Source organism: Ramlibacter alkalitolerans (assembly GCF_016722765.1).
GTDB lineage: Bacteria > Pseudomonadota > Gammaproteobacteria > Burkholderiales > Burkholderiaceae_C > Ramlibacter > Ramlibacter alkalitolerans.
This window is the reverse complement of record NZ_JAEQND010000003.1, coordinates 378,727-404,721: the sequence shown is the minus strand read 5'-3', so window position 1 is coordinate 404,721 and position 25,995 is coordinate 378,727. Positions and strand designations below refer to the sequence as shown.

The following is a 25,995-nucleotide window of genomic DNA, read 5'->3' as shown; positions in this document are numbered from 1 at the left end:
GTTTGCTCACCGGCCGGCTTCGCCCGGCAGGCGATCCGGCTGCCGAATGCCCCAGCGCTGCATGCGCCGGTACACCGTCATGCGCGCCACGCCGAGCTGGTGGGCGACCGCACTGACGCTCCAGCCTGCCGCGCGCAGGTACTGCAGCAGCAGTTGCGCCTCCGGCGGCATGGAAGACGGCGCCGCGCCCGGGGCGGCGTTGCCCGCTTCGCCACCGAGCAGCGCATCGGGCAGTTCGGCGAGGCCGACCACCCCACCCGGGCCGGCCATCGCGCAGGCGTACGCAATCACGTTCTTCAGTTCCCGCAGGTTGCCCGGCCAGGGATAGGCGCGCAGCCACGCCTCCACCTCGGGGCCGAGCCGCGGCGGCGCGGGATGCTCGTCGAGCATCCGGTGCGCAAGCCATGGCAGGTCGCGGCGCTGGCGCAGCGGCGGCAGGGCGAGTTGCGCGCCCGCCAGGCGGAAGTACAGGTCATCGCGGAAGCGCCCCTCGCACGCGAGCGCGGCGAGGTCGGCATGGGTGGCCGAGATCACGCGCAGGTCCACCTTCTGCGCCCGCGTGCCGCCGATGGGCGTGACCTCGCGCTCCGCCAGCACGCGCAGCAGGCGCGGCTGCAGCGGGAGCGGCATGTCGCCGATCTCGTCCAGGAACAGGGTGCCGCCATCGGCCTCCTGGATCAACCCGCGCTTGCCCTTGGGCGATGCGCCGCTGAAGCTGCCGGGCAGGTGACCGAACAGCTCGCTCTCGATCAGCGTCTCGGGAATGGCCGCGCAATTGACGGCGATGAAGGGCTTGCCGCGACGCTGGCTCGCCGCGTGCATGGCCTGGGCGAAGTACTCCTTGCCGCTGCCCGTTTCGCCCGTGAGCAGCACGCTCATCGTGGTGTCGACCAGGCGTGCCGCCCGCTGGATCTGCCGGTCGAGCGCCGGGTCGCCGCCCGACAGCCGCGCCAGCGGCGCAGGCACGCAGGCCTGCGGCAGCGGCGCCACCTTCGCCGCCGGCGTGGTGCTCCACCCCATGGGCGGCGGGGCCGCGTGCAGGAACAGCACGCGGCCGCTGGGCGCCAGCGTCACGGCACGCTGGCCGGCCGGGTGCGCGGCGCGCAGGTAGCGCCCCAGTTCCTCGAAACGGGCATTGAACAGGCAGTCGAAGGGCAGGCCCAGCACGGGGCCGCCCCGCTCGCCTTCGAGCAGCAGCTGCGCGGCGCGGTTGTGGCCGGCGATGCGCCCGGCGGCGTCCAGCGCCAGCAGGTGGTCCGGGCTGATCTCCACGAACTCCGGCGAAGGATGCAGCTTCAGCACCCAGTGGTTGCGGAACCAGCGCAGGAAGTTCGCGTTCTCCACCCGTTGCGCGAACACCCTCACCAGTTGCAGCGCGAGCTGCTGGCTGCTCTTGGCCTGCGGCGAGGTGAGGGCGGAGATGTCGAGCACCGCCTTCAGCTGGCCCAGCGGGTCGTACACGGGGGCCGCCGTGCACGTGAGCGGGATGTGGGTCGCGTCGAAGTGGTCGCCCTGGTGCACGGTGAGCGCCTGTCCCGTCGCGATCACGGTGCCCACGCCGCAGGTGCCGGCATGCCGCTCGTTCCAGTCGCTGCCGAGGTACAGGCCCGCATGGCGCAGCGTTGCATCCAGCTGCAGGTCGCCCAGGAAGTCCACCGTCACGCCGCGGGCATCGGTGAGCAGCACGCAATAGCCCAGGCCCGCGACCTGGCGGTACAGCGCTTCGACGCCATGGCGGGCGATGTGCAGCAGTTCCTCCAGCCGTTCCTGGTGCTCGCGCAGCTGGTGCGAAGGCAGGATGATCGCCTCCTGCATGCGGGCAGGGTCGAGGTGGTGCTCGTGCACGCAGCGCGTCCAGCTCTCGCGGATGACGGCGTCCGGCGCGGGGGCGTCCGCGAGCGGCATGCCCTCTCCGGCCAGCCGCATGACGGCATGAATGTGTTCGCGCTGCAGCGTTTCCATCCCGGAACCTCCGACGCGCCGGAGAAAACAGCAATGTACCGCCGGCTCAGCCGCGCGGCGTAAGAACATGTGCGAACCGGCCCGCGATCGCCTGCAGCGCGCGGCGCGCCACCTCCGCATCGGCGGCCTCGATCGCGACGCTCGTGAGCGCATCGGCACGGTAGCGCGTGTCGCTGCCGAGCGCGGCCTCGAAGTCGTTGGCCTGCGCCGTCAGCCGCGCGGGATCGGCATCGACCACGATCACCGCATGCGCCAGCACGAGCGGCCGTCCCGCCACCCGGCGCCAGGCCTGCGCCGTGCCGACCAGCTTGCGCCCGTCGACCGCGAGGTTGAAGCGGCCGTCGCAGAAGGAACCCGTCACCGGCTGCGCCGTGGCGGTGATGCCCAGTTGCGCGAACGCCGCGGCGAGCTCCGCGCACAGCGCGAGGTACACCGCAGTCGTGTCGACGGGGGACGCGCCGGGCGCCGGCCAGATGAGGCTCAGGTTCCACATCCCCGGCCCCTGCGGCACGAGGCCGCCGCCCGAAGAGCGCACCTGGACTTCGCCGGTCGCCGCATCGCGCGCTGCCTGCCACCCGGGCAGGAGCGTGTAGCGACGCGGCACGACGAGGCCGACCGGCGCCTGCCACAGGTGCGCCTCCGCGCGGCCGGTGGTGGCGCAGCGCTCCATCCACGCGGACTCGCACGCTACGCCGCCTGCGAGCGGCTGCTCGTGGACGGTGACGGATTCGAAGGCTGGAAGGCGCACGCCCGCATTGTCACGCGCCGATGTGCCGCTTCAGCAGCGTGTTCACCTCGCCGGGCTTCTCCATCATCGCCATGTGCCCTGCCCCCTGCAGCACCTCCACCAGCGCGCGCCGCGGCGCCTGGGCGGCATGCGCCGCCGGGATGACCCGGTCCTGCGCGCCCCACACCACCAGCAGGGGCGCATCGCTTTCTCCCAGCCGCAGGCCCGGCGTGTCGGCCTGGCGTCCGTTGGGGAACAGCGTGCCTTGGAGCGCATCGAGCAGCGCGCCCACGCCGTCCACCCGCTTGTACCTGAGCAGGTCTTCCACCATCCGGCGGCTGGCCAGCGTGGGATCGGCGAACAGCTGCTCGACCACCGGCTTCAGCTCCCGGCGCGAGGTCGCCCGGGCGAACCCTCCGGTGTAGTCGCCGTTGATCTCCGCGCCCAGGCCGGCCGCGTCGATCAGGGCGAGCGACACCACCCGCGCGGGATGATCGAGCGCCAGCTGCGCGCCGATCGCACCTCCCATCGAGTGCCCGACCACGTGCACGCGATCGACGCCGATCTTCGCCAGGAAGGCCGCGACGAAGGCGGCGAAGTCCGCCAGCGATGCCCCCGGCAACCTGGCGTCGGACTGCCCGTGCCCGGGCAGGTCCAGCGCGATCACCGGCGCCACCGCCGCCACCGCATCGAGGTTGAACAGCCAGTTGCCCAGGTCGCCGCCGTAGCCGTGCAGGAACAGCACCGGCACGCCGGCCGGCGGACCGCGCCGCGCGTAGCGCACGCGGATGCCGTCCACTTCGGCCCACGCGTAGGCCGGGCCCTCGTCCTCGCCCGCATCGTCCGCCGGCGGCACTTCGTACGCGGCGACAAAGGCATCGACCTCCGCATCCGGCACGTCGGCCTCGGCCAGCACACCGAGCAGCGCCTTGACGGGCAGCATCTCGCCATCCCGTGCGACCTTGCGCCGCAGCAGGCCGGGGTCCGGCGCCTCGACCGCGTTCGAGATCTTGTCGGTCTCGACGTCGATGACCGGGGTGCCCACCTCGAGGCGGGCACCTTCCTCGACCAGCCAGCCGGCGACCCGGCCCTCGCGCATCTCGAGGCCCCACTTGGGCATCACGAGCGCCGTGATCCGCCCGGCCATCAGTGCCTTCCTCCCTCGATCGTGCGCCGGACCGCCGCGACCACCTGCGCCGCGGCCGGCAGGTACAGGTCTTCCAGCGCAGGCGAGAACGGCACCGGCGCATGCGGCGGCGTCACCATCTCGATCGGGCCCTTCAGCGCCGCGAAGGCCTGCTGCGCCACCTGCGCCGAGATGTCGGCAGCGATGCTGCAGCGCGGACTGGCCTCGTCGACGCAGACCAGCCGGCCGGTCTTCCCGACGCTCTCGAGCACGGTGTCGAGGTCGAGCGGGCTCAGGGTGCGCAGATCGATCACCTCCGCCTCGATCCCGTCCTTGGCGAGGGCCGCGGCCGCGTCGAGCGCCCGGTGCACCATGAGGCCGTAGCTCACGAGGGTGACGTCCCTGCCCTCGCGCACCACGCTGGCCTCGCCGAAGGGGATCGTGTAGCTGGCTTCGGGCACCTCGCCTTCGAAGCCGTAGAGGTTCTTGTGCTCGCAGAAGATCACCGGGTCGTTGTCGCGGATGGCCTGGATCAGCAGGCCCTTGGTGTCGTAGGGCGTGCTCGGGCACACCACCTTCAGCCCGGGAATGTGGGTGAACAGCGGCGTGAGCATCTGCGAGTGCTGCGCAGCGGCCCGGAAGCCGGCGCCGACCATGGTGCGGATCACCACCGGCGTCTGCGCCTTGCCGCCGAACATGTACTTGAACTTCGCGGCCTGGTTGTAGATCTGGTCGAAGCACACGCCCATGAAGTCGATGAACATCAGTTCGGCCACCGGGCGCATGCCGCAGGCGGCGGCGCCGATGGCGGCGCCCACATAGGCCGACTCGGACAGCGGCGTATCGAGCAGCCGGTCGCCGTGCTTCGCGTACAGGCCCTTGGTGACGCCGAGCACCCCGCCCCAGGCGTCGCGCTCGCCGTTGCCGCCGGCACCGCCGACGATGTCCTCGCCCATCAGGATGACCGTGGGGTCACGCGTCAATTCCTGGTCCAGCGCCTCGTTGATCGCCTGCTTCATGCTGATCTTGCGTGCCATGGCGTCCTCCTCGATGGTCAATAAGAGACGTACACGTCGGTGGTGAGGTCGGCTGCGGTGGGCAGGGGTGCGGCCTTCGCTGCCACGACGGCGCTCTCGATGAGGTCCAGCACCTCGTGGTCGATCGCCTGCAGTTCGGCCGGCGTGAGGACGCCGGCCGTCGTCACGGCGGCGGCGAACTTCTTCAGGCAGTCGCGCTCTGCGCGGTTCTGTTCCAGTTCACCGGGCGCGCGGTAGGTCTGCGCATCGCCCTCGAAGTGGCCGTGGAAGCGGACCATCTTGCACTCCAGCAGCGCCGGGCCGCCGCCCTTGCGGGCGCGCGCGATGATCTCGCCGGCCGCCTCGTGCACGGCGAAGAAGTCGGTGCCGTCGACGGTGACGCCCGGCAGGCCGAAGCCCGCGGCCCGGTCGACATAGCTGTCCACCGCCACGCCGTAATCGCGCGAGGTGCTCTCGGCATAGCCGTTGTTCTCGACGACGAACAGCGCCGGCAGGTTCCACACCGCCGCCAGGTTCAGGCTTTCGAGGAAGGTCCCCTGGTTGCTGGCGCCGTCGCCGACGAAGCTCACCGCGACCTCGCCCTTGCCGCGGAACTTCGCGGCCAGTGCCGCGCCGCACACCAGCGGCGCCCCGGCGCCGAGGATGCCGTTGGCGCCCATCATGCCCTTGTCGAGGTCGGCGATGTGCATCGAGCCGCCCTTGCCTTCGCAGGCCCCGCCCTTGCGGCCGTAGATCTCCTTCATCATCGAGCGCACGTCCACCCCCTTGGCGATGCAGTGGCCGTGGCCGCGGTGGGTGCTGGCGATGCGGTCCGCGGCACCCAGGTGCATCATGATTCCGGTGCCTGCCGCCTCCTCGCCGGCATACAGGTGCACGAAGCCCGGGATGTCGCCGCGGCCGAAGTCCACGTGCAGCCGTTCCTCGAATTCGCGGATCGTGCGCATGGTTCGATAGGCCTGGAGCAGTTGCTCCCGGGGCAGCGGGAACGGATTGGCAGCCATGGGGGGATCTCCTCGTCGTCAGGGGGTGGAAAGGCGGGTCCTCAGCAGCCCGTCGCGCGCGGCTGCGGCCATGCAGCGCTTCACGTCGAGCGTGTGGAAGGCGTCCTCGCGCAGGGTCATCGTCACGCGGTCGCCGGGAGCGAAGGTCAGTTCGCGTTCGCCATCGAGCGCGACGCTGCCGGCCTCGACGCCCACGGCCAGCGGCTCGCCGGCCACCATGCGCTCCCAGCTCGCCACGGCCACGGGGCACACGAGGCCGGGCGCGATCGGCGCGTTCAGGTGCAGCAGCGCATGGCGCGCATCGGTCGCCAGTTGCACCGACAGGCCGCCGCGCTCGTGCCGGCCCACCGGCTCCAGCAGCCCGCCGATGGACGACAGCCCGATCGCCTCGGGCTCCGCGAAGGCGAAGTAGGCGGCGGCCAGCGACTGGGGCTTCCACAGCGCACGGGCGCCGACCGTGCGGTCCCGCGTGACCACCGCGTCGACGATGGCGATGTCGCGCCGCGGCGTGCGCCTGCCGTTCAGGATGCTCACCTCGATGAGCTTGTTCCGCACCAGCGCCTCGCCCGCGTCGAGCCGGCCGGTGGCGTAGAGGCCGGCCGCCAGTCCGGTGATCGTGGGCTCGCGCATCTCGGGGAAGGCGTTGTTGGTGCCGGTGGAGAGGCCGGCAATCGGCAGCGACGCGGCGGCGGCGGCGCTGGCCACGAGTTCGCGCACCACGGCGCGGTGCGTGCCGTCGCCGCCCAGCACGACGATGGCAGCCACGCCGGCGCGCTGCAGCAGGCGCGTGGCCGTGAACGTGTCTTCCACCGTCGACGTCGGCTCCATGTCGAGGAGTTCGATGCAGGGCAACTGCGTGTCGCCGCGCCGGAGGTGCCGCTCGAGCAGCGCGTGGATGCCGGCGCGATCGGGCATCAGCAGCGCGCGTTCCACGCCGGCAGCGCGCGCGGCCTGCAGCACGCGAATGAGGATGTTCACCCGCTCGCTGATCTGCAGGTTGCCCGCGTGCGCGACGACCCGGCGGATGTCGCGTGCGGACACGGGATTCGCGATCACGCCGAGGGCAGGCGGTGACATGGGCGGCATCGGCGCAAGAGCCATGCCACCGGGTGCCCCGGAAGGCCGGCCCCACGCGGCGGCGCGTGCCGGGTGGGGGAGCGGCGCAGGACCGGTCTGGTCACCGCGTCACTGCGGGACGCGGCTGTGACAGCAGGTGTGACAGGCGCGAACCGCCCGGCGATCTTCGCCCCCTTTGTCTTCAGGTAGGATGGAGGTCCATTGGCAGCTACGAAAGGAGGTGATATGTCTTCATTCTCTTGGTCCGAGAGGGATCTTCCCTACGTGATGTAGCCAAGGTCTCGACCAGACCCGCGGGCGCTTCCACTCTTCGTGGACAGCGCCCGCGTCATTTCGGGGCGGGCCTTTCGCCGTCACTGCGCTTTTGTCCGCAAGCAGACATCCGCCCTGCAGGAGAAGCAATCACGCCTGCTGCATCACCGCCGCAAAACGCCGCCCACCTGGCCTTGGGCGAATACCCCTGACGCCAGAGCCAGGACGTTGCGCCCCCGCCGACGGCCGACTGGAGCGTCTCACCGCGTGCGGCATGCGGCTCGACGATTGACGCGCAACGCGCCGGCATCCAGGGCGCGAAAGCCGTCTGGACAAGGAGCGCCGGCCACCAGTTACGATCGGCCGATGCAGTATTCAGTGGCGGTCCGCAGCTTGTGCGCATTCACTGCCAAGGCCGGGGACCTGGACCTGCGGTTCACCCCGGCACCGACGGCGCAGGAAGGCATCGCGGGGCACCAGCAAGTGGCCGCACGGCGCGGCAGCGGCTATGAGACCGAGATCCCCCTGCGCGGCGAGTTCGAGCAGCTCACGGTCCGCGGACGGGCGGACGGCTACGACCCGGCACGCAACCGCCTCGAGGAGATCAAGACGCACCGGGGCGACCTGGCGCGGCAGCCGGCGAATCATCGTGCACTGCACTGGGCGCAGGCCAAGGTCTACGGCTGGCTGCTGTGCCGGGAACGCGGGCTGGCGAGCCTGGAAGTCGCACTGGTCTACTTCGACCTGCGCTCCGGCCAGGAGACGATCCTGGTGGAGACGCACTCGGCGGAAGAACTGCGCGGCTTCTTCGAGGCGCGGTGCGCCGCATTCCTCGCCTGGGCGGGGCAGGAACTGGCGCACCGCGAAGCACGCGACCAGCTCCTGTCCACGCTGCCCTTCCCTCACGCATCCTTCCGCCAGGGCCAGCGCGAGCTCGCCGAGGCCGTCTACAAGGGGGCTGCCACCCGCCGCTGCGTGCTGGCCCAGGCCCCCACCGGCATCGGCAAGACGGTGGCCACGCTGTTCGCCATGCTGCGCGCGGCGCCGCGGTACGGGCTGCACAAGGTCTTCTACCTGACGGCGAAGTCGACGGGCCGGCAGCTGGCGCTCGACGCCGCTGCGCTGCTGGTGCGCGGCGCAGGGCCCGCGCGCTTGCGCGTCGTCGAAATCACGGCGCGCGACAAGGCCTGCGAGCATCGCGACAAGGCCTGCCACGGGGAATCGTGTCCCCTGGCCCGCGGCTTCTATGACCGCCTGCCTGCGGCACGCGCGCAAGCCATCGCCGGCCCGATGGACACGGCGACGCTGCGCCGCATCGCGCTCGCGCACGAGGTCTGCCCGTACTACCTGGCGCAGGAACTGGTGCAGTGGGCAGACCTCGTCGTGGGAGACTACAACTACTACTTCGACGGCAGCGCCCTGCTGCACGCGCTGACGGTGGCCAACGAGTGGAACGTCGGCGTGCTCGCGGACGAAGCGCACAACCTGGTCGAGCGCGCGCGGGCCATGTACTCGGCTTCGCTGACGCAGTCGGCACTGCGCAGCGCGCGCATCGGCGCGCCGGCGCCTGTGCGCACCGCTTTCGACCGCGTCAACCGGCACTGGAACGCAATGCGGCGGGTGCAGGCCGCCGCACCGGTGGCCGCGCTGCCCTCCGCCCTGGTCGCGGCGCTGCAACACGCGGCCGAGGCCCTGGAGGCGCACTTCGCCGAGGCGACGCCCCACCAGGGGGGCGACACCAGCGGGCTGCAGCAGTTCTATTTCGACCTGCTCGCGTTCGTCCGGCGCGCCGAGAGCTTCGGCTCGCATTCCGTGCTGGAGCTGGAGGAGGAGGTCGTGCCGCGCGGCCGGCCATCGGGCACCCTGCGCATCCAGAACCTGGTGCCCGCCCCGTTCCTGCGGCCGCACCTGGCGGCCGCGCGCACCGTCACCCTCTTTTCCGCCACGCTCAGTCCGCCGCGCTACGCCATCGACCTGCTGGGCCTGCCCGCGGACACGGTGTGGATGGACGTGGAGTCCCCCTTCAGGCCCGATCAGCTGCAGGTGCAGGTGGTGAGCTCGATCTCCACGCGTTATCGCCACCGGCAAGCATCTGCCGAACCGATTGCAGGTCTCATCGGGCGGCAATACCACGCCGCTCCGGGCAACTACCTCGCGTTCTTCAGCAGCTTCGACTACCTGGCGCTGGTCGCATCCGAATTCCGCCGCCGCCACCCAGACGTTCCCGTGTGGGAGCAGGCCCGGGGCATGGACGAGGGCCAGCGCCGGGAGTTCCTGGAGCGATTCGTTCCTGGCGGCGCCGGCGTCGGCTTCGCCGTGCTCGGGGGCAGCTTCGGCGAAGGCATCGACCTGCGCGGCGACCGGCTGGTCGGCGCGTTCGTCGCGACGCTCGGACTGCCACAGGTGAACGCCCGCAACGAGCAGCTGCGGGCGTGCCTGGACACGCTCTTCGGCGCAGGCTACGACTATGCGTACCTCGTCCCGGGCTTGCAGAAGGTGGTGCAGGCCGCCGGCCGGGTGATCCGCACGCACGAGGATCGTGGCATCGTGGTCCTGATCGACGACCGCTTTTCGCGGCGCGCCGTCCGCGAGCTCCTGCCTGCGTGGTGGCGGATGGATCCGGAGGCGCCCCAGCAGGCCCGCCTACTTGGGCAGGGCCTGGACCCACATCCCCATGCGCTCGGTCACCGCCGTGCCCACGACCCCCCGCAGGACGGATGCGCCTTGCAGGTGAAGGTCGGCGCGAATGAGGTGCTGCACCCAGTCCGGTGAGCCGGTGAGCGTGCTCAATTGATGGGGCGTCCCCTTGATCAGGAAGAAGCCGTTGAACGCACCCCCATGGGGTTCGATGAGCACGGGCTCGAAAGACTCCACGGTGCCGGCGGCAACCTGCTGCTGCAGGTAGGCGCTGAAATCCTGGAAGTGGGCTGCGCTGAACTGCTCGCGCCCGGGGAGAGACCGGTTCCAGCCGAAAAGGACTGCATTTGCGCTCATCGCTACCTCCATCGCCAGGGGTTGAAGGGATGCAGCGGCAGGCGAACACGCGCCTGCCCGCAAATTCTTGTATTCCCGTGGGCAGGGTGCGTCAATGCCTTCGACGGGGTAGAACGGTTTCGGAGACACGGACTGCGGACACAGCCTCGATCGGGACTCACTGACCGCGCCAGGATCGTCAGCGCGAAGAACAGTCCCGGACGTACAGCAGCTTGAAGGGCTTGGCGATTCTCACGATGGGTCTCCTCGGTCGATGGCGCGCACGAAGGCGGCGCGCCGCGGCGGGCGCGCGCCTTCATGGCATTTCGGATCGTCGGCGTCGTCAGCCGCGGTGGGCAAGCACGCGGTCGACCATCACGCCGGCCTGGCCCAGGTTCTTGCCGGGATCGCAGAACCCGTCGAGCTGGGCCCGGGTGACGTGCTTCGAAATTTCTGGGTGGGCGGCCAGGATCTCGATGAGCGGCCGGTTCTCTGTGAGGGCCTGGCGGCAGAGGTCGTAGACCAAGTCGTGGGCGTACTCACGGCCGATGTAGGGACCCAGGCCCATCATGACCGCCTCCGACATGACGAGGCCGTTCGTCATGTCGATGTTCGCGCGCATGCGCGTGGCGTCGACTTCCAGTCCCTTGAGCACGAACTTCGCCTGCTTCAGCGCCCCGGACATCAGGCAGAAGATCTCCGGCAGCGCCACCCATTCGATCTCCCAGGGCCCGGTGGACCGCTCGTGGTCGGCCACCATGGCGTCCATCAGCGCGGCGGCGTGCTGGCGCGCGACGGAGATGTTGGCGTGGATGTACAGGCACGAAATGGGGTTGCGCTTCTGCGGCATCGTGGAGGACGAGCCGCGCCCGGGCGCGAAGGGTTCGAACACTTCCGCGACTTCGGTCTGCATCAACAGCTTGACGTCCATCGCGATCTTGCCGAGCGAGCCGCCCACCAGCCCCAGGAAGGCGCCCACTTCGGCGATGGTGTCCCGCACCGTGTGCCAGGAGATCAGGGGCTGCGCGAGGCCCAGCTCCTTCATCAGCGCCGCCTGGGTCTCCATCGCGCCCCGTTCCAGCGAGGAGAGCGTTCCCGAGGCGCCCCCGAACTCGCCCACGAGCACCCGCGGCTTGAGCTGCTGCAGTCGCTCCCGGTGCCGGTCGATGCCCGCCAGGATGGATGCCATCTTGTAGCCGAAGGTGATGGGCGTGGCCTGCTGCAGGTTGGAGCGTCCGATGATGGGCGTGTCGCGGTACTTGCGCGCCAGCGTTGCCAGCGCGTCGCCGATCTCGTCGAGGTCCTGCTCCACGAGCGCCAGGCTTTCGCGGATCTGCAGCACGGTCGCGGTGTCGGTGATGTCCTGGGTGGTGGCGCCCCAGTGGCAGAACTCGCCCAGCCCGTCCCTGCAGTTGGCGTTGATCTGGTTGACGACGGCGATGATGGGGTAGCCGATCTGCTCGGTTTTCGCCTTGAGCTTGACCCAGTCGATCTGCGACAGCTCGCAGTTCTTCACGATCTCGGCGGCGGCTTCCTTCGGGATGATGCCGAGCGCCCCCTGCACCTTGGCCAGGGCGCGCTCGATGTCGAGGTACTTCGAAGTCCGGTTCTCGTCGGACCACACCTCGCGCATGCGCGCGTCGCTGAACATGTCGCCGAAGATGCGCGAGTCGATGATGGCTGAGGCCATGGTGCTTGTCTCTCGGTGAAGTCGTCGAAGAAGGAAAATCGGTCGCGCCAGGGTGCCTTCGCTTCAGACCGCCTGCACTGCGCGCAGCGCCGCGATCTGGGTGGCGTTGTAGCCCAGCTCCGCGAGGATCGCCTCGGTGTGTTCGCCGAGCGCGGGAACCGGATCCATGCGGGGCCCCACGTCCCAGCTCCCGGGCGGCAGCATGGCGGGCAAGGGGCCCTGCGGCGACCCGACCTCCGTCCAGCGGCCGCGCGCCTTCATCTGCGGATGCGCCCACACGTCGCGCATCGTGTTGACCTGCGCGTTCGCGATCTGTGCCGCTTCCAGCCGTTCGAGCACCTGCGCAAGCGACAGCGATGCAAACGCCTCGACGATGATCGCGCGCAGCGCCTCGCGCTCCGCCACCCGCTTGTAGTTGGCGGTGAAGCGCGGGTCCGTGGCCAGCCCGGGTTGCAGCAGGACCTTCTCGCAGAACGCGCCCCACTCCCGCTCGTTCTGCAGCCCCAGCATCACCACACCGCCGTCTCCGGCGGGAAACGGGCCATAGGGGTAGATCGTGGCGTGGCTGGCGCCGGTGCGCGGCGGCGGCTCGGCACCGTCGAAGGCGTAGTAGAGCGGGTAGCTGGTCCACTCGGCGAGCGATTCCAGCATCGAGATGTCGATCCGCTGGCCCTTGCCGGTCTGTGCGCGCTGCAACAGGGCCGCCAGGATGTTGGTGTAGGCGTACATGCCCGCAGCGATGTCCGCGATCGACGGGCCCGCCTTGCACGGCTCTTCGGCCGTGCCCGTGACCGACACGAAGCCGGCCTCGCTCTGGATCAGCAGGTCATACGCCTTCCTGTCGCGGTACGGGCCCGGGTTCCGCGGGTCGTCGCCATAGCCCGAGATGTCGCACACGATCAGTCCCGGCTTGCGCGGCGCGAGCTGCTCGTAGCCCAGGCCCAGGCGCGCAGCGGCCCCGGGGGCCAGGTTCTGCACCACGACATCGGCCTTCTCGATCACGAGCCGCTGGAGCACCTTGGCGGCCTCGGGGTTCTTGACGTCGAGCGTCAGGCTTTCCTTGGAGCGGTTGGTCCAGACGAAGTGCGAAGCCAGGCCTCGCACCCGCTGGTCGTAGCCGCGCGCGAAGTCACCCGAGCCGGGGCGCTCGATCTTGATGACGCGGGCGCCGAGGTCGGCCAGCTGGCGGGTGGCGAAGGGCGCGGCGATGGCGTGTTCCAGGGTGACGACGGTCAGGCCCTTCAGCGGCTGCATGGTGGATTGCCTTTCAGGAAGTGGTGGCAGCGCTTCAGCGCAGGACGGCGCTCGCGTCCATCGTGAGCCAGCCCGCGTGGTCGGAGGCCCACAGGCGAACGGACTTGCCGTCCGCCGCAGGCTCGCCATTCACGTGGAACGGGTGCAGGTCGAAGGTCGGACGCACCGCCTTGAAGACGAAGCGGGCGACCTCGGCCCCGGGTGCCTGCCGGCGCAGCAGATCCATCAGCAGCGTGGCGATCAGGGGCCCATGCACGACCAGCCCGGGGTAGCCTTCGACCTCGGTCACGTACTTGCGGTCGTAGTGGATGCGGTGGCCGTTGAAGGTGAGCGCCGAGTAGCGGAAGAGCAGCACGTCGTCGGGCACGATCTCGCGACGCCAGCTGCCGGTCTCGGCGCGCTGCGGCGGCGGCTCGACGTCGCCGGGCCGCTTCGCCTCGCGGTAGACGATGTCGTGGAACTCCACGATGGCCGGATCGGCGGCCCCGTTGCAGCGCAGCTCGTGCCGCACCTTGACGAACACCAGCTTGCCGGTGCGGCCTTCCTTCAGCGTCACGTCGGCTATGGTCGACGTCCGCTCCACCGCGTCGCCCACCCGGACCGGGGAGCGGAACTCGAACTGGCTGCCGGCCCACATGCGCCGGGGCAGCGGCACCGGCGGCAGGAAACCGCCGCGCCTGGCGTGCCCATCGGGGCCGATCTCGCTTTGCCGGTGCAGGGGCAGGAAGTACAGCCAGTGCCACAAGGGAGGAAGCGCCGTTCCCTGCTCCACCGGCCGCGCCGGATGGTCCAGGGTCGCATCGAGTGCCCTGACGGGCGTCGCACCGATGGTGTCGCGGACGGTTTCGGTCCGGCTGATCCAGGCCTGCAGTTCGTCCAGGGACGTTTCCATGTTCGCGCTCCTGTCCATCAGTCGGCGGTCAGCTTCCCGCGCTGCACCACGCTCTTCCACTTCACGAGCTCGCTCTTCACCAGGGCGCCGAACTGCTCCGGCGTGCTCGTTTCGACGTCTGCCCCGTGTTCGGCCAGGCGCTTCACCACCTCCTTGTCGGAAAGGACCTGGTTCAAGGCCTTGTTGATCTGATCCACGATGGGCCTGGGTGTCTTGGCGGGCACGAAGAACCCATACCACTGGCGGACATCGACGCCGTCCACCCCGGCCTCCTTCAGCGTCGGAACGTCGGGCAGCAGGGGCGAACGCTGGGGCCCAGCCACGGCCAGTGCACGCAGCTTGCCGGCCTTCACGTGCAGCAGCGCCGTGTACAGGCTCGGGAACATGAACTGCGTCTGCCCGCCGATGGTGTCCGTGATCGCCGGCGCGGAACCCTTGTACGGGGCGCCCAGCATGACGACGCCGGCATTCAGCTTGAACAGTTCCGCCGCGAAGTGCGGTGCCGTGCCGTTGCCCGCCGACGCGTACGTGAACTTGTCAGGCTTGGCCTTGAGCTGGGCGACCAGGTCCTTGACGTCCTTCACCTGCACACTGGTGTTCGCGACCATGAGCGTGGGGGAGTAGCCCACCAGTCCCACGGGGGCGAAATCCGCCACCGGGTCATAGCGAAGCTTCTGCAGCGCCGGGTTCATCGCGTGGGTCGCCACGTAGCCGAACATGAGCGTGTGGCCGTCGGCGGGCGCCCGCGCGGCGAACTCGCTCGCGATCGCGCCGTTCGCTCCGGCGCGGTTGTCCACGATCACGGTCTGGCCGAGCAGCGGGCCGAGCTTCTGGCCGATCACCCGCGCCATGGCGTCGTTGCCGCCTCCCGGCGCAGTGGGGACCACGATCGTGATCGGCTTGTCCGGGTAAGCCAGGGCGAGCGGAGCTGCCGTGGCCAGGACGGCGGCGACGGCGGGAGCGATCAGGCGGTTCATGGGCTTGTCTCCTTCGGGAATTCTCGAGAACACATGGGGTGGGAGGTGCAGGTCGCCCTGCAGGATCTTTCGCGCGGTGCGCACGAGGGCGGCGCGCTGCACGCGGGCGTGGTCGCGGTCGCCTTCGACGGCCACTTCGATTTCGATCCGTCCCTGCGGATGCAGGACGGCGATGGAGCGGACGCCACCGCGTCGCGCGGCACCGCTGATGACGGTGCCGGGCAGCGCGAAGGCCGTAGCAACGCCGATCGCCCCCGTGACCGCATGGGATGCGTGGCAGCGGCGGGGCGTGAAATAGCGGGAGGTGACGCTGTCGGCGTCGTCGCCGTCGCTGGCGATCACCAGCTTCGGGATGACGCTGCCCGAGACGTCGCCGAGGCCCATGGCCTCGCCGGCGGCGCGGCGGATCGCCTCGATGCGGGCCAGCAGCGCGGTGTCGGCGTCAAGTTCGGCGGGCTGCTCGCGGCCGCCCAGCCCCAGGTCGCGGGCGCGCAGGATCACCAGCGGCATCGCGGCGTCGATGCAGCTCACCTCGATCCCATCGATGGTGTCGATGCGGTTGCCCGTGGGGAACAGCGAGCCCGTCACCGCACCCCAGGCGTCCAGAAAGTCCAGCCGGATGGGCGCTGCCGTGCCGGCCACCCCGTCGATGCCGGTCTGGCCGTCGTAGCGCACGCGCCGGCCGGGCGTCTGGACGGTGACGTCGATGCGCGAGCGTGTGTTCACGTTGAACACGCGGACGGTCGTCTCTCCCTCCCGCGCCTGGACGAGCCCCTGCTCGATCGCGAAGGGGGCCACGCCCGACAGCATGTTGCCGCAGTTCGGCCGCGTGTCGACCGACTTCTGGCCCACGCCCACCTGGGCGAAGAGGTAGTCGACGTCGCACCCGGCCTGCGAGGACCGCGAGACGATGGCCACCTTGCTGGTGAGCGTGCTGCCGCCGCCCACGCCGTCGACCTGCAGCAGGTCCGACGCGCCGATCGCGCCGATCAGCGCTTCGTCGCGGGCGGTCTCGTCGGCCGGCAGCCACTCGCGCAGGAAGAAGGGCCCTCTCGACGTGCCGGCACGCATCAGGACGCAGGGGATGACTCGTTGCATGGAGCGGATGATCCATTCCGGCATTGCCAAAGTGAATTGCATCTTTAAGATCAACTGATGTTCCACGCACATCACTGAAAGGCGGGTGCACCGTGGCGATGAACTTCGACCTGAACGACCTCGTGGCCTTCCGCACCGTTGCCGAGCTCAGCAATTTCCGCAAGGCGGCCGAGGCCGTGCACCTGTCGCAGCCGGCCTTCAGCCGCCGCATCGAGAAGCTGGAGCAGGCGCTCGGCGTGCGGCTGCTGGAACGCAACACGCGACGCGTCACGCTCACTGCAGTGGGTCGGGATTTCGAGCGCAAGGTGCGTGAACTGCTGGACGAGCTCGATGCCACGCTGGTCGGCATCCGCGGCGGCACGGCGACGCGGATGGGAGAGGTCACCGTGGCGTGCGTGCCCTCCACCGTGTACTACTACCTCTCGCACGTGATCCGCCTCTACCACCAGCAGTCGCCGCGCGTGCGCGTGAAGGTGCTCGACGCGAGCGCCAACGAGGTGCTGGCGGCGGTCGCCCGCAGCGAGGCGGACTTCGGCCTGAACTTCATCGGCGCACAGGAAGGCGAGCTCGAATTCAAGCCGCTGGTGGAGGAACGCTTCGTGGCCGCGTGCCGCCGTGATCACCCGCTGGCGAAGCAACGCCGCGTGAGCTGGGCGCAGCTGAGCGAGTACGACTACGTGTCTGTCGGCCGGTCTTCAGGCAACCGGGTCGTGCTGGACCAGGCGCTCGCCGGGGTGGCGAGGCGTCCGCAGGCGATCTACGAGGCGGAGCACGTCACCACGGCCCTGGGCCTCGTCGAAGCGGGCCTCGGCGTGGCAGCGGTGCCCTCGATGGCCATGCCCGCCAAGGACCACCCGATCCTGGTCAGCGTGCCGTTGGTGGATCCCATCGTGCACCGCAAGGTGGGCTTGATCCGGCGCAGGGGCCGCACGCTCTCGCCCGCGGCGCAACAGCTGTACGACCTGTTCGGAGACTTGAAGGGGACACGGCAACGCCAGGGCCGATGCGCTTCTTCATAGGGGTAGCAGGCTGGTGGTAGGACGTGCATCGTGGCCGCATTGCGGCGGCCGCACGAGGCTGGCAAGAAGACCACAGCGCGCAACTTGCGGGCGTACTTGCGCGCGGCGTACGCATGCGCCATCAGGGCGGATTCGGATCCGAACCTGCCCAAGGCGTTCGCGGATTTCCAGGTCAACACAAACCCTGTGGAAAGCATCGCGGCCGGCAAGGTGCAAGCCGACAAGAACCCGCTGGCGGCTGCGGAGCTGCGGAAGTACTGGGGCGCGCTGCAAGACGAGCCGGGAGTGATCGGTGCAGCTTTGCGCCTGCATGTATTGACCGGCGGCCAGCGGGCGGCGCAACTCGTGCGAGTACAGCGCTCTGCGCTGGCCGGAGGCACCCTGCCCTTGATGGACCCGAAGGGCAAGCGCACCGAAGCCCGGGAACACCTGCTGCCGGTCACGAAGCGCATGCGCGTTGAACTTGCCGCTCTCCCGGCGGGTGGGTACCTGTTCTCTACCGACGGTGGCAAGACTCCCATGCACCCCACCAGCATTTCGAAATGGGCCAGCGACGTCGCTGAGCACGCGGGCATAGAAGACTTCCAGTTGAAGCGGGTCCGCAGCGGCATCGAGACGATGCTTGCCGCGGCTGGCGTCACCAAGCACGTTCGCGGGCAGCTGCAGTCGCACGGCATCGGGGGCGTCCAAGACCAGCACTACGACGCGCACGAGTACCTGCCCGAAAAGCGGAAGGCGCTCGACCTGCTGCTGCGGAGGGGCACCTTGACAGTCGGATGCTTGCCCTCTACATTACCAACTTAACGAACTAACCCGAATTAACATGCCATCGCTTGCCGTCGATGCCGCTTCAGACCAGTACGCACCTGGCACAGTCGGCGCCTTCGCTGCTGAACTCCGGAAGTCACCGGACGCCCTGCTGGAGCAATTGCGACAAGCTGGCGTCGAGAAGGCTGCCGCATCCGACCGCCTCTCTGATGCCGACAAGTGCCAGTTGCTGGGTTTCCTGCAAGCCGCACACGGAACGAGCACCGCCGAACGGAAGCGCATTACTCTCGTGAAGGCGGACACCGCGAAGCGGGCGGAGCGATCGAAGGCCAAAGCTCTGGTCGTGGTCGGCGGCCTTGGCCAGTTTGCCTATGAGCAGGTGGATGCAGCCGGCAAGAGGCTTCTCGACAGGTATCTTGAACTCGTCGACGAGATCTATGCGAGGGGTCTGCTGGCCTTCGACGACGACGACGGGTTCGACTGCCGCTATCGTGAAGCTTGCCGGCGCATGGCTGAGACCTTGAAGCAGCTGCGCAAGTTCGTTAACCGTGTCCAGCGGGCCGTCGACGGCGCTGTGCGCAAGGCGGGGCGTGTCGAACGTCATGGAGGGGCCTTCTTCCACGCGCTCAAGGTGGATGGGCGCAACCTGCCCTGAATCGTTGCCATGAAGTCACCTTCACCCTCCATTGCAACGAACTCCCGCGCGAATGCCAGGAGTCGATCCAAAGCCCTTTCGTCCGATGATTTCACGTCGCCTTCCGAATCACGTGCTCTTCTGGCCGGCAGTCTGCTGGCGCGCCAGAAGCGCCTGGAGGCGGGCGACATGATCTCAACCGATGAAGCCGCCGAAATGACCGGAACGACACGGGTCACCGTGAACTCCTGGATCGCCAAGGGACGCGCCATCGGCCTCACGCAGGCCAAGCGCGGCTACCGGATGCCCCGGTGGCAGTTCGACAGCCCCATGTGGGACGTGCTGCCGAAGCTGTCGAATGCCCTTGGAACGGAAGAAGGTTGGGCTCTCCTGGCTTTCCTCGAAACGCCCTTGGGTGGCCTCGATGGCACCACGCCGAGAGAGGCGATCGAGCGAGGAGCTGGAGCCCGGGTCGTCGAACTGGCAGCGCGGGGCAGTTAAGCCCCGCCCATGAAGCTTTCCGATCTCGAAGTCATCACCACCTACTCCCTGGCGTCGGGACAGTCACTCTTTCGGGTGCAGCGCGCCCGCGGCAGCGCCGTCCGCCGCGGCCCGCTGAAACTCGCGCCAGTCGGACTGCTCTCCGGACGCTTCGATCTGCCCAGCGTGCCATGCGCCTATTTCGGAGAGGCGCCGGACACCGCGTTGTACGAAGCGCTGTTCCGCCGCGAGGCTCCGCTGCTCTCGCTCCACGAGCTGCGCAGGCGAGAACTGCTGACGGTTCAAGTCCGGCGCAACCTGGAGCTGGGGGACCTGCGTCCGCACGCGGCGAACTGGCCAGTGCTGCAGTCACTGCGCTTTGGGGAGACGCAGGAGCTTGCCAGCGATGCGCATGCCGCCGGCCTGGAAGGCCTCATCTATCGCTCCGCACAGCAGCATGGACAGGACTGCGTGGTCCTCTTCGACCCGGGTGACAAGGTCGTTGCAGCGCACACGAGAACGGCGCTTGTAGGTGCCGGAGACACCCTGAACCGCTGGGTCATGCTCGCCGCACAACGATCTAAGGTGCCTCAGGTGCCGTAGCAGCTGGTGGATGCGACGCCTGGTGCGCCGCCAGCCTGCCCCGTTAAACGCCAGCGTCGCGCCCAGGCGTTCGCGCGACAGCGGCAGTTGCCGGATGCGCGCACCGGTCGCGTCCGCCACGGGGTTGGCCACAGCTGCGGCCATGGGCCCTGGGCGGCCTCGCCCGACGCGAGGGAGGGTTCGCCTGGACGCGGCACGAGGTGGACCTCCACCGCCTGCGGCACCAATGAGCACGAACAACGCCCGTTGGGACCCGGAGAGACGAGAGCCAGAGGCTCGCAGCTTCTGGGGGCCGTGGGATCGCGGCCAGCGCTGCATCGTTCCGCTGGAGGACTTCGACGAGCCGTACTGGGGGACGGGCAAGAACATCTGGTGGCGCTTCCGGAGGGCAGACGGCGCTCCACTCGCGATCGCCGGGCTGTGGAACGAGTGGACCGACCCAGCGACCGGAGAAGTGATCCCGAGTTACGCCATGCTCACGATCAACTGCAATGCGCATCCGGTCTTGTCCCTGATGCACCGGCCGGACGTGGGGCCGGACAAGCAGTCTTTGCCGGCGGAGCAGCAGGACAAGCGCACGATCGTCGCTCTGGAGCGCAACGACTTGGAGCAATGGCTGGAAGGTACACGCGAGGAAGCGGCGGCGCTGATCCGGCTTCCTGCCCACGACCTGTACGCTCACGGCGCTGCTGACGCGGCGCAGCAGGTGCCGCTGCCGACAGCAGCCTGATCACGGTGGGGCGGCCTGTGCGACCAACCCGTGCGGCCGGCGCTTCATCGCCTTGACCTGAGATTGCGAGATCGCGCACAGGGCGGAAGCGACGTCAACCTTTGGGGACACGGTATGGCTGCGGATGAAAGTACCTCATCGGCCGAGGCGGAACTCGTGGGACGAAAGCACCGCCGCGACGGCGTGTATGCAGACGCACGGCAGCCCGCTTCTGCTCAGCATGACTTGGTGCACGATCGACAGGACCGATCGCGCGGATGGTGACGCTCGCGCGTTGACCCCCGGGCGCCGGAGCCCATCAGGTTCACCCCAGCCCGGAGGAAGCCAGCCTGCCCAATCGGGTGCCCGACGCCTCGTTGGCCGCAGTTCGCGCGAGTGCTCGCCGAGGCAGGCTCAAGCAGTTTTGCGTCCCCAAGGCCAGGACGCGTTGCGGGCGGCCGCGAGACACCCCTGATGCGCGAAGCGGCAAATCGCAGAACCGTGCCCCCGCGGCGACATCCATGCAGCCGGCTACGATCGTGGCAAATCCGACACGACGCTGACGCGCAGGCGCGCTGCCCTTGATCCGTTTGATTCCGCTCAAGCCCCTGCCACGCCGAGTTCGCTGAAATCGCCTTCGAGCCGAACGAGATGCGAACCTGAAGTCATGAGCACACCGCCGCCGCCGCCCTCTTCCACCGCCATCACGATCGTGGTCGCCGACGACCATGACATGGTCCGCGCCGGCCTGGTGGCCCTGATCTCCCGGATGGCCGGAATGCGCGTGCTGGCGCAGGCGCGCGATGGCGAGGAGCTCCTGGGCGTGCTCGCATCGTGGACACCGGACATCGTGCTGTGCGACATCAGCATGCCGCGCATGGACGGCATGCAGTCCCTGCAGCAGCTCCGGGCCCGCCACCCTTCGGTGCGGGTCGTCATGCTGTCGATGCACGACGGCGCCGCGTACGTCCGGCGGGCACTGCAGAACGGCGCCAGCGGCTACCTGATGAAGGACGCCGCGCCGGTGGAACTCGAATACGCGCTGCGCGCGGTCGCGACGACCGGCTCCTATTTCGCCGGCGCGGTGACGCAGGCGCTGCTGGCAAGCGACGAAGAGCAGCCCGCAGGGACGCTCACCGAGCGGCAGCGCGAGATCCTGACCCTGACGGCCAAGGGCCGCAGCTCGAAGGAAATTGGCCATGCCCTGGGCCTGAGCGCCAACACGGTCAACGTCCATCGCGCGCGCGTGATGCAGCGCCTGGGCGTCCACAACGTCGCGGCACTGACGCGCTATGCCATGCGCGCGGGGCTGCTCGCGACGGCGGCCTGATCGCGCGAAAAGAGGGCTCCTCGTGCCTCTTTCGGCGGCCACGCGCAGGGTGCCGCCGGTCCAGAATCGTCCATCGCGGCAGCCTCGCCGGCTGGCGCAGGAGGACCCATGACATTACCCTTCGCACCCTCTTCCGCCGGCCCCGCCACGGGAATGGGTCCGGGCGACCTGCACCAGGCCTTCCACGACGAGGCCGAGGACAACCTGCGCCGCCTCGAGCAGCTGCTGCTGGCCCTCGATCCGGCGGCGCCGCAGGACGAGACGCTGCATGCCATCTTCCGCTGCGCCCACTCGGTCAAGGGCGGCGCCGCGGCTTTCGGCTTCGGCGAGGTGGCGAGCCTCACGCACGCGATGGAAACGCTGCTGGACCAGCTGCGCCGGCACGAGCAGCGCGTCAGCGCCGCGATGGTCGACACGCTGCTGGAGGCCGGCGACCTGCTGCGCGCCATGCTCGCCCACCGACGCGATGCGGCCGACGCGCCGCCCGACGCGGCGCCGCTGCTGGCACGGCTGGCGGCGCTGGCGAGCCAGGGGGCGCATCCGGCAGGGCTGCAGCCGGGGGCCGGCTCGCCGGGCCGGGGTGAAGCGCGCGAGCTTGAGGTGCTGGCCGGCCCGCTGCCGGATGCCGCCATGGCGCAGGACCTGCTGGAGCTGTTCCGCGAAGTCAGCGGCGCCGGTGAGCTGCAGCCGGCCGACGCCCTGCCGGGGCAGCCGGCCACGACGGCGCGCTTTCGCCTGCGCACGGGCGCCACGGACGACGAAGTCCTGGACCTGTGCAGCTTCCACGTCCCGCGTGAATGCCTGCGGCTGGCGCCCTGGCCCGAAGCCGGGCCCGCCCCTGCGCAGGCGACGAGCGAAGCAGCCGCGGCGCCCCCTGCACCGCCGACGCATCCGGTGCCCCACCGGGCATCCGCAGCCGGCGAGACCTTGCGCGTCGCCGTCGCCAAGATCGACCAGCTGATCAACCTGGTCGGCGAACTCGTGATCAACCAGGCGATGCTGGCCGAGCGCGCGGCGCGCATCGACGCCGGCGAGCGGCAGCACCTCGAAGGCGGGCTTGGGGACCTGGAACGCACCACGCGGCAGCTGCAGGATTCCGTGATGGCCATCCGCATGGTACCCATGGGCGAGGTGTTCCAGCGCTTCCCGCGCATGCTGCGCGACCTGGGTGCGCGCCTGGGCAAGCAGGTGGAACTGCACACCGCCGGCGAGGCCACCGAGCTGGACAAGGGCATGATCGAGAAGATCACCGATCCGCTCACCCACCTGGTGCGCAACGCCGTGGACCACGGCATCGAGCCGCCGCAGCAGCGCGTGGCGGCGGGCAAGCCGGCCCACGGCACGCTCACGCTGGCGGCGCGCCACGAGGGCGGCTGCGTCGTGATCGAGGTGCGCGATGACGGGCGCGGCCTCGACCGCTCCCGCATCCTGGAGAAGGGGCGGGCCGCGGGCCTGCCGCTGCCGGAGGCGGCGAGCGACGACCAGGTCTGGCAACTGATCTTCGCCCCCGGGCTGTCCACCGCCGAAACCGTGAGCGACGTCTCGGGCCGCGGCGTCGGCATGGACGTGGTCCGGCGCAACATCGAGGCCCTCGGTGGATCCGTGGAGCTGCACTCGGAAGCCGGACGCGGCACCTGCGTGCGCGTGCGGCTGCCGCTCACGCTGGCGATCATGGACGGCATCACCGTCAGCCTCGGCGAGGAGCTGTACGTGCTGCCGCTGGCCAGCGTGGTCGAGTCGTTCCAGGCCCGCCCCGGCGCGGTCAAGTCCGTGGCCGAGAGCCTGCGTGTCGTGCAGGTCCGCAACGAATACCTGCCGGTGGTCCCGCTCGCCGACGTGGTGGGGCTGGAGTGCGCGCCGGCGGCCACGCCGATGCTGGTACTGGTGCAGGCCGACGAACGCCGCATCGCGCTGGAGGTGGGCGCCTTGGTCGGCCAGCAGCAGGTGGTGGTGAAGAACCTGGAGACGCACTACCGCCGCATCGCGGGCATCTCAGGCGCCACCATCATGGGGGACGGCCGCGTGGCGCTGATCCTGGACGCCGCCGCGCTGGTGCGCGGGGCCCACCAGGCCGCCTCAAGTTCCGCCGTGACGCGCCGACAAGACGGACAGGGGAGCGCAACGGGCGCGACCCGAGCCGCCTTCGCAGGCTGATGCCATGGAGATGACGAGTGAAGGCGCGCACATCGCGCGCCACGAGGCGGTCCGCGAGGCCGCATCGCCCCTAGCCGGCGAGTACCTGACCTGGCGCTTGGGCGACGAGGAGTACGGCGTGGACATCCACACCGTGCAGGAGATCCGCTGCTACGAGCCGCCCACGCGCGTGCCGGCCGCCCCGCCCTGGATCAAGGGCGTGGTCAACCTGCGCGGCGCGATCGTGCCGATCGCCGACCTGCGCCTGAAGCTGGGCGCGCAGCGGGCCGAGTACACGCCGCTGACGGTTGTGATCGTGCTTTCGGCGCGCGGCCGGCTGGCCGGCGTGGTGGTCGATGCGGTCTCCGAGGTGATCGACCTGCCGACCGATGCGATCCGCCCGCCGCCCGGGCTGGCCGGCGAGCAGGGCCCCGATTTCGTCACCGGCCTCGCCACCATCGACCAGCGCATGCTGATGCTGGTGGACATGGGCCGCCTGCTGGGCGCCAGCCTCGGCGATGCGGCACCCTGAGCTGCCCCCGCCCGCGGCCAGCCCCGGCGTGCTGCTGGCCGGCCTGAAGACGCGCGTTCGCCGTCCGCACGAAGCCTCGGTGTGCTTCCATGAGCCGGCCTTCGGCCGTGCGGCGGTCAAGGTGCTGCCCGGCGAGTTCTTCGTGCACGACAAGGACCTCGTCATCACCACCACGCTGGGCTCCTGCGTCGCGGCCTGCCTGCACGACCCGGCAACGGGCCTGGCCGGCATGAACCACTTCATGCTTCCCGAGGGCAGCGATGCCACGGGCGGCGCGCGCTTCGGCTTGTATGCGATGGAGCTGCTGGTCAACGAACTGCTGCGGCGCGGCGCGCGCCGCACCGGACTGCAGGCCCGGCTGTTCGGCGGCGGCCAGGTGGTGCAGGGCCTGGCAGCCACGCAGATCGGCGAGAAGAACGTGGCCTTCGCCCGCAACTTCCTCGCGCAGGAAGGCATTCCGCTGCGCGGCGGCGACGTGCTGGACGTGCATCCGCGCCGCGTCTGCATGCTGCCGCGCCTGGGCACCGTGCTGTGCCGCCGGCTGCCGCTGGATGGCAGACGCGCCCTTGTGGCGCAGGAGGACCGCTACCGGGCCGAACTGGGGCGGCACCGCGGCGGCGAGATCGAGCTGTTCTGAGGACGCGGCGCCTGCCGCACCGACGGTCAGCGCAGCGGGGCGAGGAACACTTCCAGCGCAGCCAGCAGCGGCTGCTGCAGTGACTGCACGCCCAGCGCCAGTGCCGCCAGTCCCGCCAGCAGCGTCACGGGAAAGCCCACGGCGAAGATATTGAGCTGCGGCGCGATGCGCGAGACGAAGCCCAGCACCAGGTTGACGAACAGCAGCAGGATGGCCGCCGGCAGCGCGAGCGCCAGCGCCAGCCGGAAGACTTCGCCTCCGAGCCGGTCCAGCCGCACCAGCGCGAGCACGGCGAAGGGATCTCCGGCGACTGGCAGCGTGCGGAAGGTGCCCACCAACGCATCGACCAGCAGCAGGTGCCCGTTCATGGCCAGGAACAGCGCGAGCGCGAGAGTATGCAGCCAGCTGCCCACCGCGGACTCGGTGCCGCCGTGCGGATCGAAGAAGCCGGCGAACGAGAACCCCATCTGCAGGCCGATGAACTCGCCCGCGACCTCGAACACCGCGAACAGCAGGCGCGCGGCAAATCCCAGCACCAGTCCGATCAGCACCTGCTGCACGATGAGGCCCAGGCCCGACGCCGACGCCAGCGACAGGCCCGCCGGCACGCTGGCGAAGGGCGCGACGACGAACGCGATCGCCGCCGCGGCGGCCACGCGCACGCGCCGCGGCACGCTGCGGTGCGACAGCAGCGGCGCGGCCGTGAAGAGCGCGAGGATGCGCACGAAGGGCAGCAGCAGTCCCGCCAGCCAGGCGTCCAGCTGCAGCTGGCTGAAGCTGACCATGGCGTCAGCCGATGGCGGCGGGAATCGACAGCAGCACCTGCCGGATCCAGTCGGTCAGCTGCGCCACCATCCACGGCCCGGCGATGGCCAGCGCCGTCAGCACGGCCAGCAGCTTGGGCAGGAAGGACAGCGTGGCCTCGTTGATCTGCGTGACGGCCTGGAACAGGCTCACGGCCAAGCCGACCACCAGCGCAACCAGCAGCACCGGCGCGCAGACGGTCACGAGCATCTCCATGGCCGTGCGGCCGAAGGCGAGCACCGTTTCGGGGGTCACGGGAGCACCTCCGCGCTGCGCGCCG

General features: G+C 69.9%; 23 protein-coding genes. 11 read left to right on the top strand and 12 right to left on the bottom strand.

The window, feature by feature from the left end:
• Positions 1-6: 6 nt before the first annotated feature.
• The 6 genes from JI746_RS07330 to JI746_RS07305 are packed head-to-tail and all read right to left on the bottom strand — an operon-like array spanning position 7 to position 6,939.
• Entirely contained in the window at positions 7-1,962 is a 1,956-nt protein-coding gene (locus JI746_RS07330; protein ID WP_201688141.1) for a sigma-54-dependent Fis family transcriptional regulator, read from the bottom strand.
• 46 nt (positions 1,963-2,008) lie between these two features.
• Positions 2,009-2,710 (bottom strand): lipoyl protein ligase domain-containing protein, encoded by a 702-nt coding sequence (locus JI746_RS07325; protein ID WP_201688140.1) that lies wholly within the window; start codon positions 2,708-2,710, stop codon positions 2,009-2,011.
• 10 nt (positions 2,711-2,720) lie between these two features.
• Positions 2,721-3,836, bottom strand: a complete 1,116-nt coding sequence (locus JI746_RS07320) for an acetoin dehydrogenase dihydrolipoyllysine-residue acetyltransferase subunit (RefSeq protein ID WP_201688139.1) — start codon at positions 3,834-3,836, stop codon at positions 2,721-2,723.
• Positions 3,836-4,852, bottom strand: a complete 1,017-nt coding sequence (locus tag JI746_RS07315) for an alpha-ketoacid dehydrogenase subunit beta (RefSeq protein WP_201688138.1) — start codon at positions 4,850-4,852, stop codon at positions 3,836-3,838. The genes JI746_RS07320 and JI746_RS07315 overlap by 1 nt, the downstream gene beginning before the upstream one ends.
• Positions 4,853-4,869: 17 nt before the next feature.
• Positions 4,870-5,853: a thiamine pyrophosphate-dependent dehydrogenase E1 component subunit alpha gene (locus JI746_RS07310; protein ID WP_201688137.1), complete on the bottom strand. Its 984-nt coding sequence runs from the start codon at positions 5,851-5,853 to the stop codon at positions 4,870-4,872.
• A gap of 18 nt (positions 5,854-5,871) precedes the next feature.
• On the bottom strand, positions 5,872-6,939 hold the full coding sequence (locus JI746_RS07305; protein ID WP_201688136.1) for an ATP-NAD kinase family protein: 1,068 nt from the start codon (positions 6,937-6,939) through the stop codon (positions 5,872-5,874).
• A gap of 609 nt (positions 6,940-7,548) precedes the next feature.
• Here JI746_RS07305 and JI746_RS07300 point away from each other — a divergent pair.
• Positions 7,549-9,954 (top strand): helicase C-terminal domain-containing protein, encoded by a 2,406-nt coding sequence (locus JI746_RS07300; protein WP_201688135.1) that lies wholly within the window; start codon positions 7,549-7,551, stop codon positions 9,952-9,954.
• Between the two features lie 544 nt (positions 9,955-10,498).
• On the opposite strand, the gene JI746_RS07295 is transcribed toward JI746_RS07300, so the two are convergent.
• From JI746_RS07295 to JI746_RS28175, 4 genes are all read right to left on the bottom strand, one after another.
• A complete protein-coding gene (locus JI746_RS07295) occupies positions 10,499-11,845 on the bottom strand; it encodes a class-II fumarase/aspartase family protein (protein WP_201688134.1) in 1,347 nt (448 codons plus the stop codon).
• A gap of 63 nt (positions 11,846-11,908) precedes the next feature.
• A complete protein-coding gene (locus tag JI746_RS07290; RefSeq protein ID WP_201688133.1) occupies positions 11,909-13,099 on the bottom strand; it encodes a CaiB/BaiF CoA transferase family protein in 1,191 nt (396 codons plus the stop codon).
• Positions 13,100-13,133: 34 nt separating this feature from the next.
• Positions 13,134-13,991, bottom strand: a complete 858-nt coding sequence (locus tag JI746_RS07285) for an FAS1-like dehydratase domain-containing protein (protein ID WP_201688132.1) — start codon at positions 13,989-13,991, stop codon at positions 13,134-13,136.
• A 17-nt stretch (positions 13,992-14,008) separates the two neighbouring features.
• Positions 14,009-16,066: a 4-oxalomesaconate tautomerase gene (locus JI746_RS28175; RefSeq protein WP_201688131.1), complete on the bottom strand. Its 2,058-nt coding sequence runs from the start codon at positions 16,064-16,066 to the stop codon at positions 14,009-14,011.
• 92 nt (positions 16,067-16,158) lie between these two features.
• On the opposite strand from JI746_RS28175, the gene JI746_RS07275 reads away from it, so the two are divergent.
• From JI746_RS07275 to cheD, 10 genes are all read left to right on the top strand, one after another.
• The gene (locus JI746_RS07275) at positions 16,159-17,085 is read left to right on the top strand and encodes a LysR family transcriptional regulator (RefSeq protein WP_201688130.1); all 927 of its coding nucleotides are present in this window, start codon (positions 16,159-16,161) and stop codon (positions 17,083-17,085) included.
• 30 nt (positions 17,086-17,115) lie between these two features.
• Positions 17,116-17,889, top strand: coding sequence for a site-specific integrase (locus JI746_RS07270; protein WP_201688129.1), 774 nt, complete (start codon positions 17,116-17,118; stop codon positions 17,887-17,889).
• Between the two features lie 19 nt (positions 17,890-17,908).
• Complete coding sequence (locus JI746_RS07265; RefSeq protein WP_201688128.1) at positions 17,909-18,508, top strand: translation initiation factor IF-2 N-terminal domain-containing protein; 600 nt, start codon at positions 17,909-17,911, stop codon at positions 18,506-18,508.
• A gap of 9 nt (positions 18,509-18,517) precedes the next feature.
• Entirely contained in the window at positions 18,518-18,988 is a 471-nt protein-coding gene (locus tag JI746_RS07260; protein WP_201688127.1) for a MerR family transcriptional regulator, read from the top strand.
• A 9-nt stretch (positions 18,989-18,997) separates the two neighbouring features.
• Positions 18,998-19,570 (top strand): RES family NAD+ phosphorylase, encoded by a 573-nt coding sequence (locus tag JI746_RS07255; RefSeq protein ID WP_201688126.1) that lies wholly within the window; start codon positions 18,998-19,000, stop codon positions 19,568-19,570.
• 226 nt (positions 19,571-19,796) lie between these two features.
• Positions 19,797-20,300, top strand: a complete 504-nt coding sequence (locus JI746_RS07250; RefSeq protein ID WP_201688125.1) for an SOS response-associated peptidase family protein — start codon at positions 19,797-19,799, stop codon at positions 20,298-20,300.
• A 646-nt stretch (positions 20,301-20,946) separates the two neighbouring features.
• Complete coding sequence (locus tag JI746_RS07245) at positions 20,947-21,609, top strand: response regulator transcription factor (protein ID WP_201688124.1); 663 nt, start codon at positions 20,947-20,949, stop codon at positions 21,607-21,609.
• Between the two features lie 108 nt (positions 21,610-21,717).
• Positions 21,718-23,763: a chemotaxis protein CheA gene (locus JI746_RS07240; RefSeq protein WP_236599626.1), complete on the top strand. Its 2,046-nt coding sequence runs from the start codon at positions 21,718-21,720 to the stop codon at positions 23,761-23,763.
• Positions 23,764-23,767: 4 nt separating this feature from the next.
• Positions 23,768-24,274: a chemotaxis protein CheW gene (locus tag JI746_RS07235; protein ID WP_201688123.1), complete on the top strand. Its 507-nt coding sequence runs from the start codon at positions 23,768-23,770 to the stop codon at positions 24,272-24,274.
• Complete coding sequence (gene cheD / locus JI746_RS07230) at positions 24,261-24,911, top strand: chemoreceptor glutamine deamidase CheD (RefSeq protein ID WP_201688122.1); 651 nt, start codon at positions 24,261-24,263, stop codon at positions 24,909-24,911. Before JI746_RS07235 ends, cheD begins: the two co-directional genes overlap by 14 nt.
• 26 nt (positions 24,912-24,937) lie before the next feature.
• Here the strand turns inward: cheD and fliR are convergent, their stop codons facing one another.
• Entirely contained in the window at positions 24,938-25,696 is a 759-nt protein-coding gene (fliR, locus tag JI746_RS07225) for a flagellar biosynthetic protein FliR (RefSeq protein ID WP_201688121.1), read from the bottom strand.
• 4 nt (positions 25,697-25,700) lie between these two features.
• On the bottom strand, positions 25,701-25,970 hold the full coding sequence (fliQ, locus tag JI746_RS07220) for a flagellar biosynthesis protein FliQ (protein WP_201688120.1): 270 nt from the start codon (positions 25,968-25,970) through the stop codon (positions 25,701-25,703).
• Positions 25,971-25,995 lie beyond the last annotated feature (25 nt).

What these genes read in the sequence shown, in the direction of transcription:
- JI746_RS07245 (WP_201688124.1), top strand. Translation starts at nt 20,947, where the DNA reads ATGAGCACACCGCCGCCGCCGCCCTCTTCCACCGCCATCACGATCGTG.
- JI746_RS07240 (WP_236599626.1), top strand. Translation starts at nt 21,718, where the DNA reads ATGACATTACCCTTCGCACCCTCTTCCGCCGGCCCCGCCACGGGAATG.
- JI746_RS07290 (WP_201688133.1), bottom strand. Translation starts at nt 13,099, where the DNA reads ATGCAGCCGCTGAAGGGCCTGACCGTCGTCACCCTGGAACACGCCATC.
- JI746_RS07255 (WP_201688126.1), top strand. Translation starts at nt 18,998, where the DNA reads ATGAAGCTTTCCGATCTCGAAGTCATCACCACCTACTCCCTGGCGTCG.
- cheD (WP_201688122.1), top strand. Translation starts at nt 24,261, where the DNA reads ATGCGGCACCCTGAGCTGCCCCCGCCCGCGGCCAGCCCCGGCGTGCTG.
- JI746_RS07260 (WP_201688127.1), top strand. Translation starts at nt 18,518, where the DNA reads ATGAAGTCACCTTCACCCTCCATTGCAACGAACTCCCGCGCGAATGCC.
- JI746_RS07330 (WP_201688141.1), bottom strand. Translation starts at nt 1,962, where the DNA reads ATGGAAACGCTGCAGCGCGAACACATTCATGCCGTCATGCGGCTGGCC.
- JI746_RS28175 (WP_201688131.1), bottom strand. Translation starts at nt 16,066, where the DNA reads ATGCAACGAGTCATCCCCTGCGTCCTGATGCGTGCCGGCACGTCGAGA.
- JI746_RS07295 (WP_201688134.1), bottom strand. Translation starts at nt 11,845, where the DNA reads ATGGCCTCAGCCATCATCGACTCGCGCATCTTCGGCGACATGTTCAGC.
- JI746_RS07310 (WP_201688137.1), bottom strand. Translation starts at nt 5,853, where the DNA reads ATGGCTGCCAATCCGTTCCCGCTGCCCCGGGAGCAACTGCTCCAGGCC.
- JI746_RS07250 (WP_201688125.1), top strand. Translation starts at nt 19,797, where the DNA reads ATGAGCACGAACAACGCCCGTTGGGACCCGGAGAGACGAGAGCCAGAG.
- JI746_RS07305 (WP_201688136.1), bottom strand. Translation starts at nt 6,939, where the DNA reads ATGCCGCCCATGTCACCGCCTGCCCTCGGCGTGATCGCGAATCCCGTG.
- JI746_RS07265 (WP_201688128.1), top strand. Translation starts at nt 17,909, where the DNA reads ATGCCATCGCTTGCCGTCGATGCCGCTTCAGACCAGTACGCACCTGGC.
- JI746_RS07320 (WP_201688139.1), bottom strand. Translation starts at nt 3,836, where the DNA reads ATGGCCGGGCGGATCACGGCGCTCGTGATGCCCAAGTGGGGCCTCGAG.
- JI746_RS07285 (WP_201688132.1), bottom strand. Translation starts at nt 13,991, where the DNA reads ATGGAAACGTCCCTGGACGAACTGCAGGCCTGGATCAGCCGGACCGAA.
- JI746_RS07300 (WP_201688135.1), top strand. Translation starts at nt 7,549, where the DNA reads ATGCAGTATTCAGTGGCGGTCCGCAGCTTGTGCGCATTCACTGCCAAG.
- fliR (WP_201688121.1), bottom strand. Translation starts at nt 25,696, where the DNA reads ATGGTCAGCTTCAGCCAGCTGCAGCTGGACGCCTGGCTGGCGGGACTG.
- JI746_RS07235 (WP_201688123.1), top strand. Translation starts at nt 23,768, where the DNA reads ATGGAGATGACGAGTGAAGGCGCGCACATCGCGCGCCACGAGGCGGTC.
- JI746_RS07315 (WP_201688138.1), bottom strand. Translation starts at nt 4,852, where the DNA reads ATGGCACGCAAGATCAGCATGAAGCAGGCGATCAACGAGGCGCTGGAC.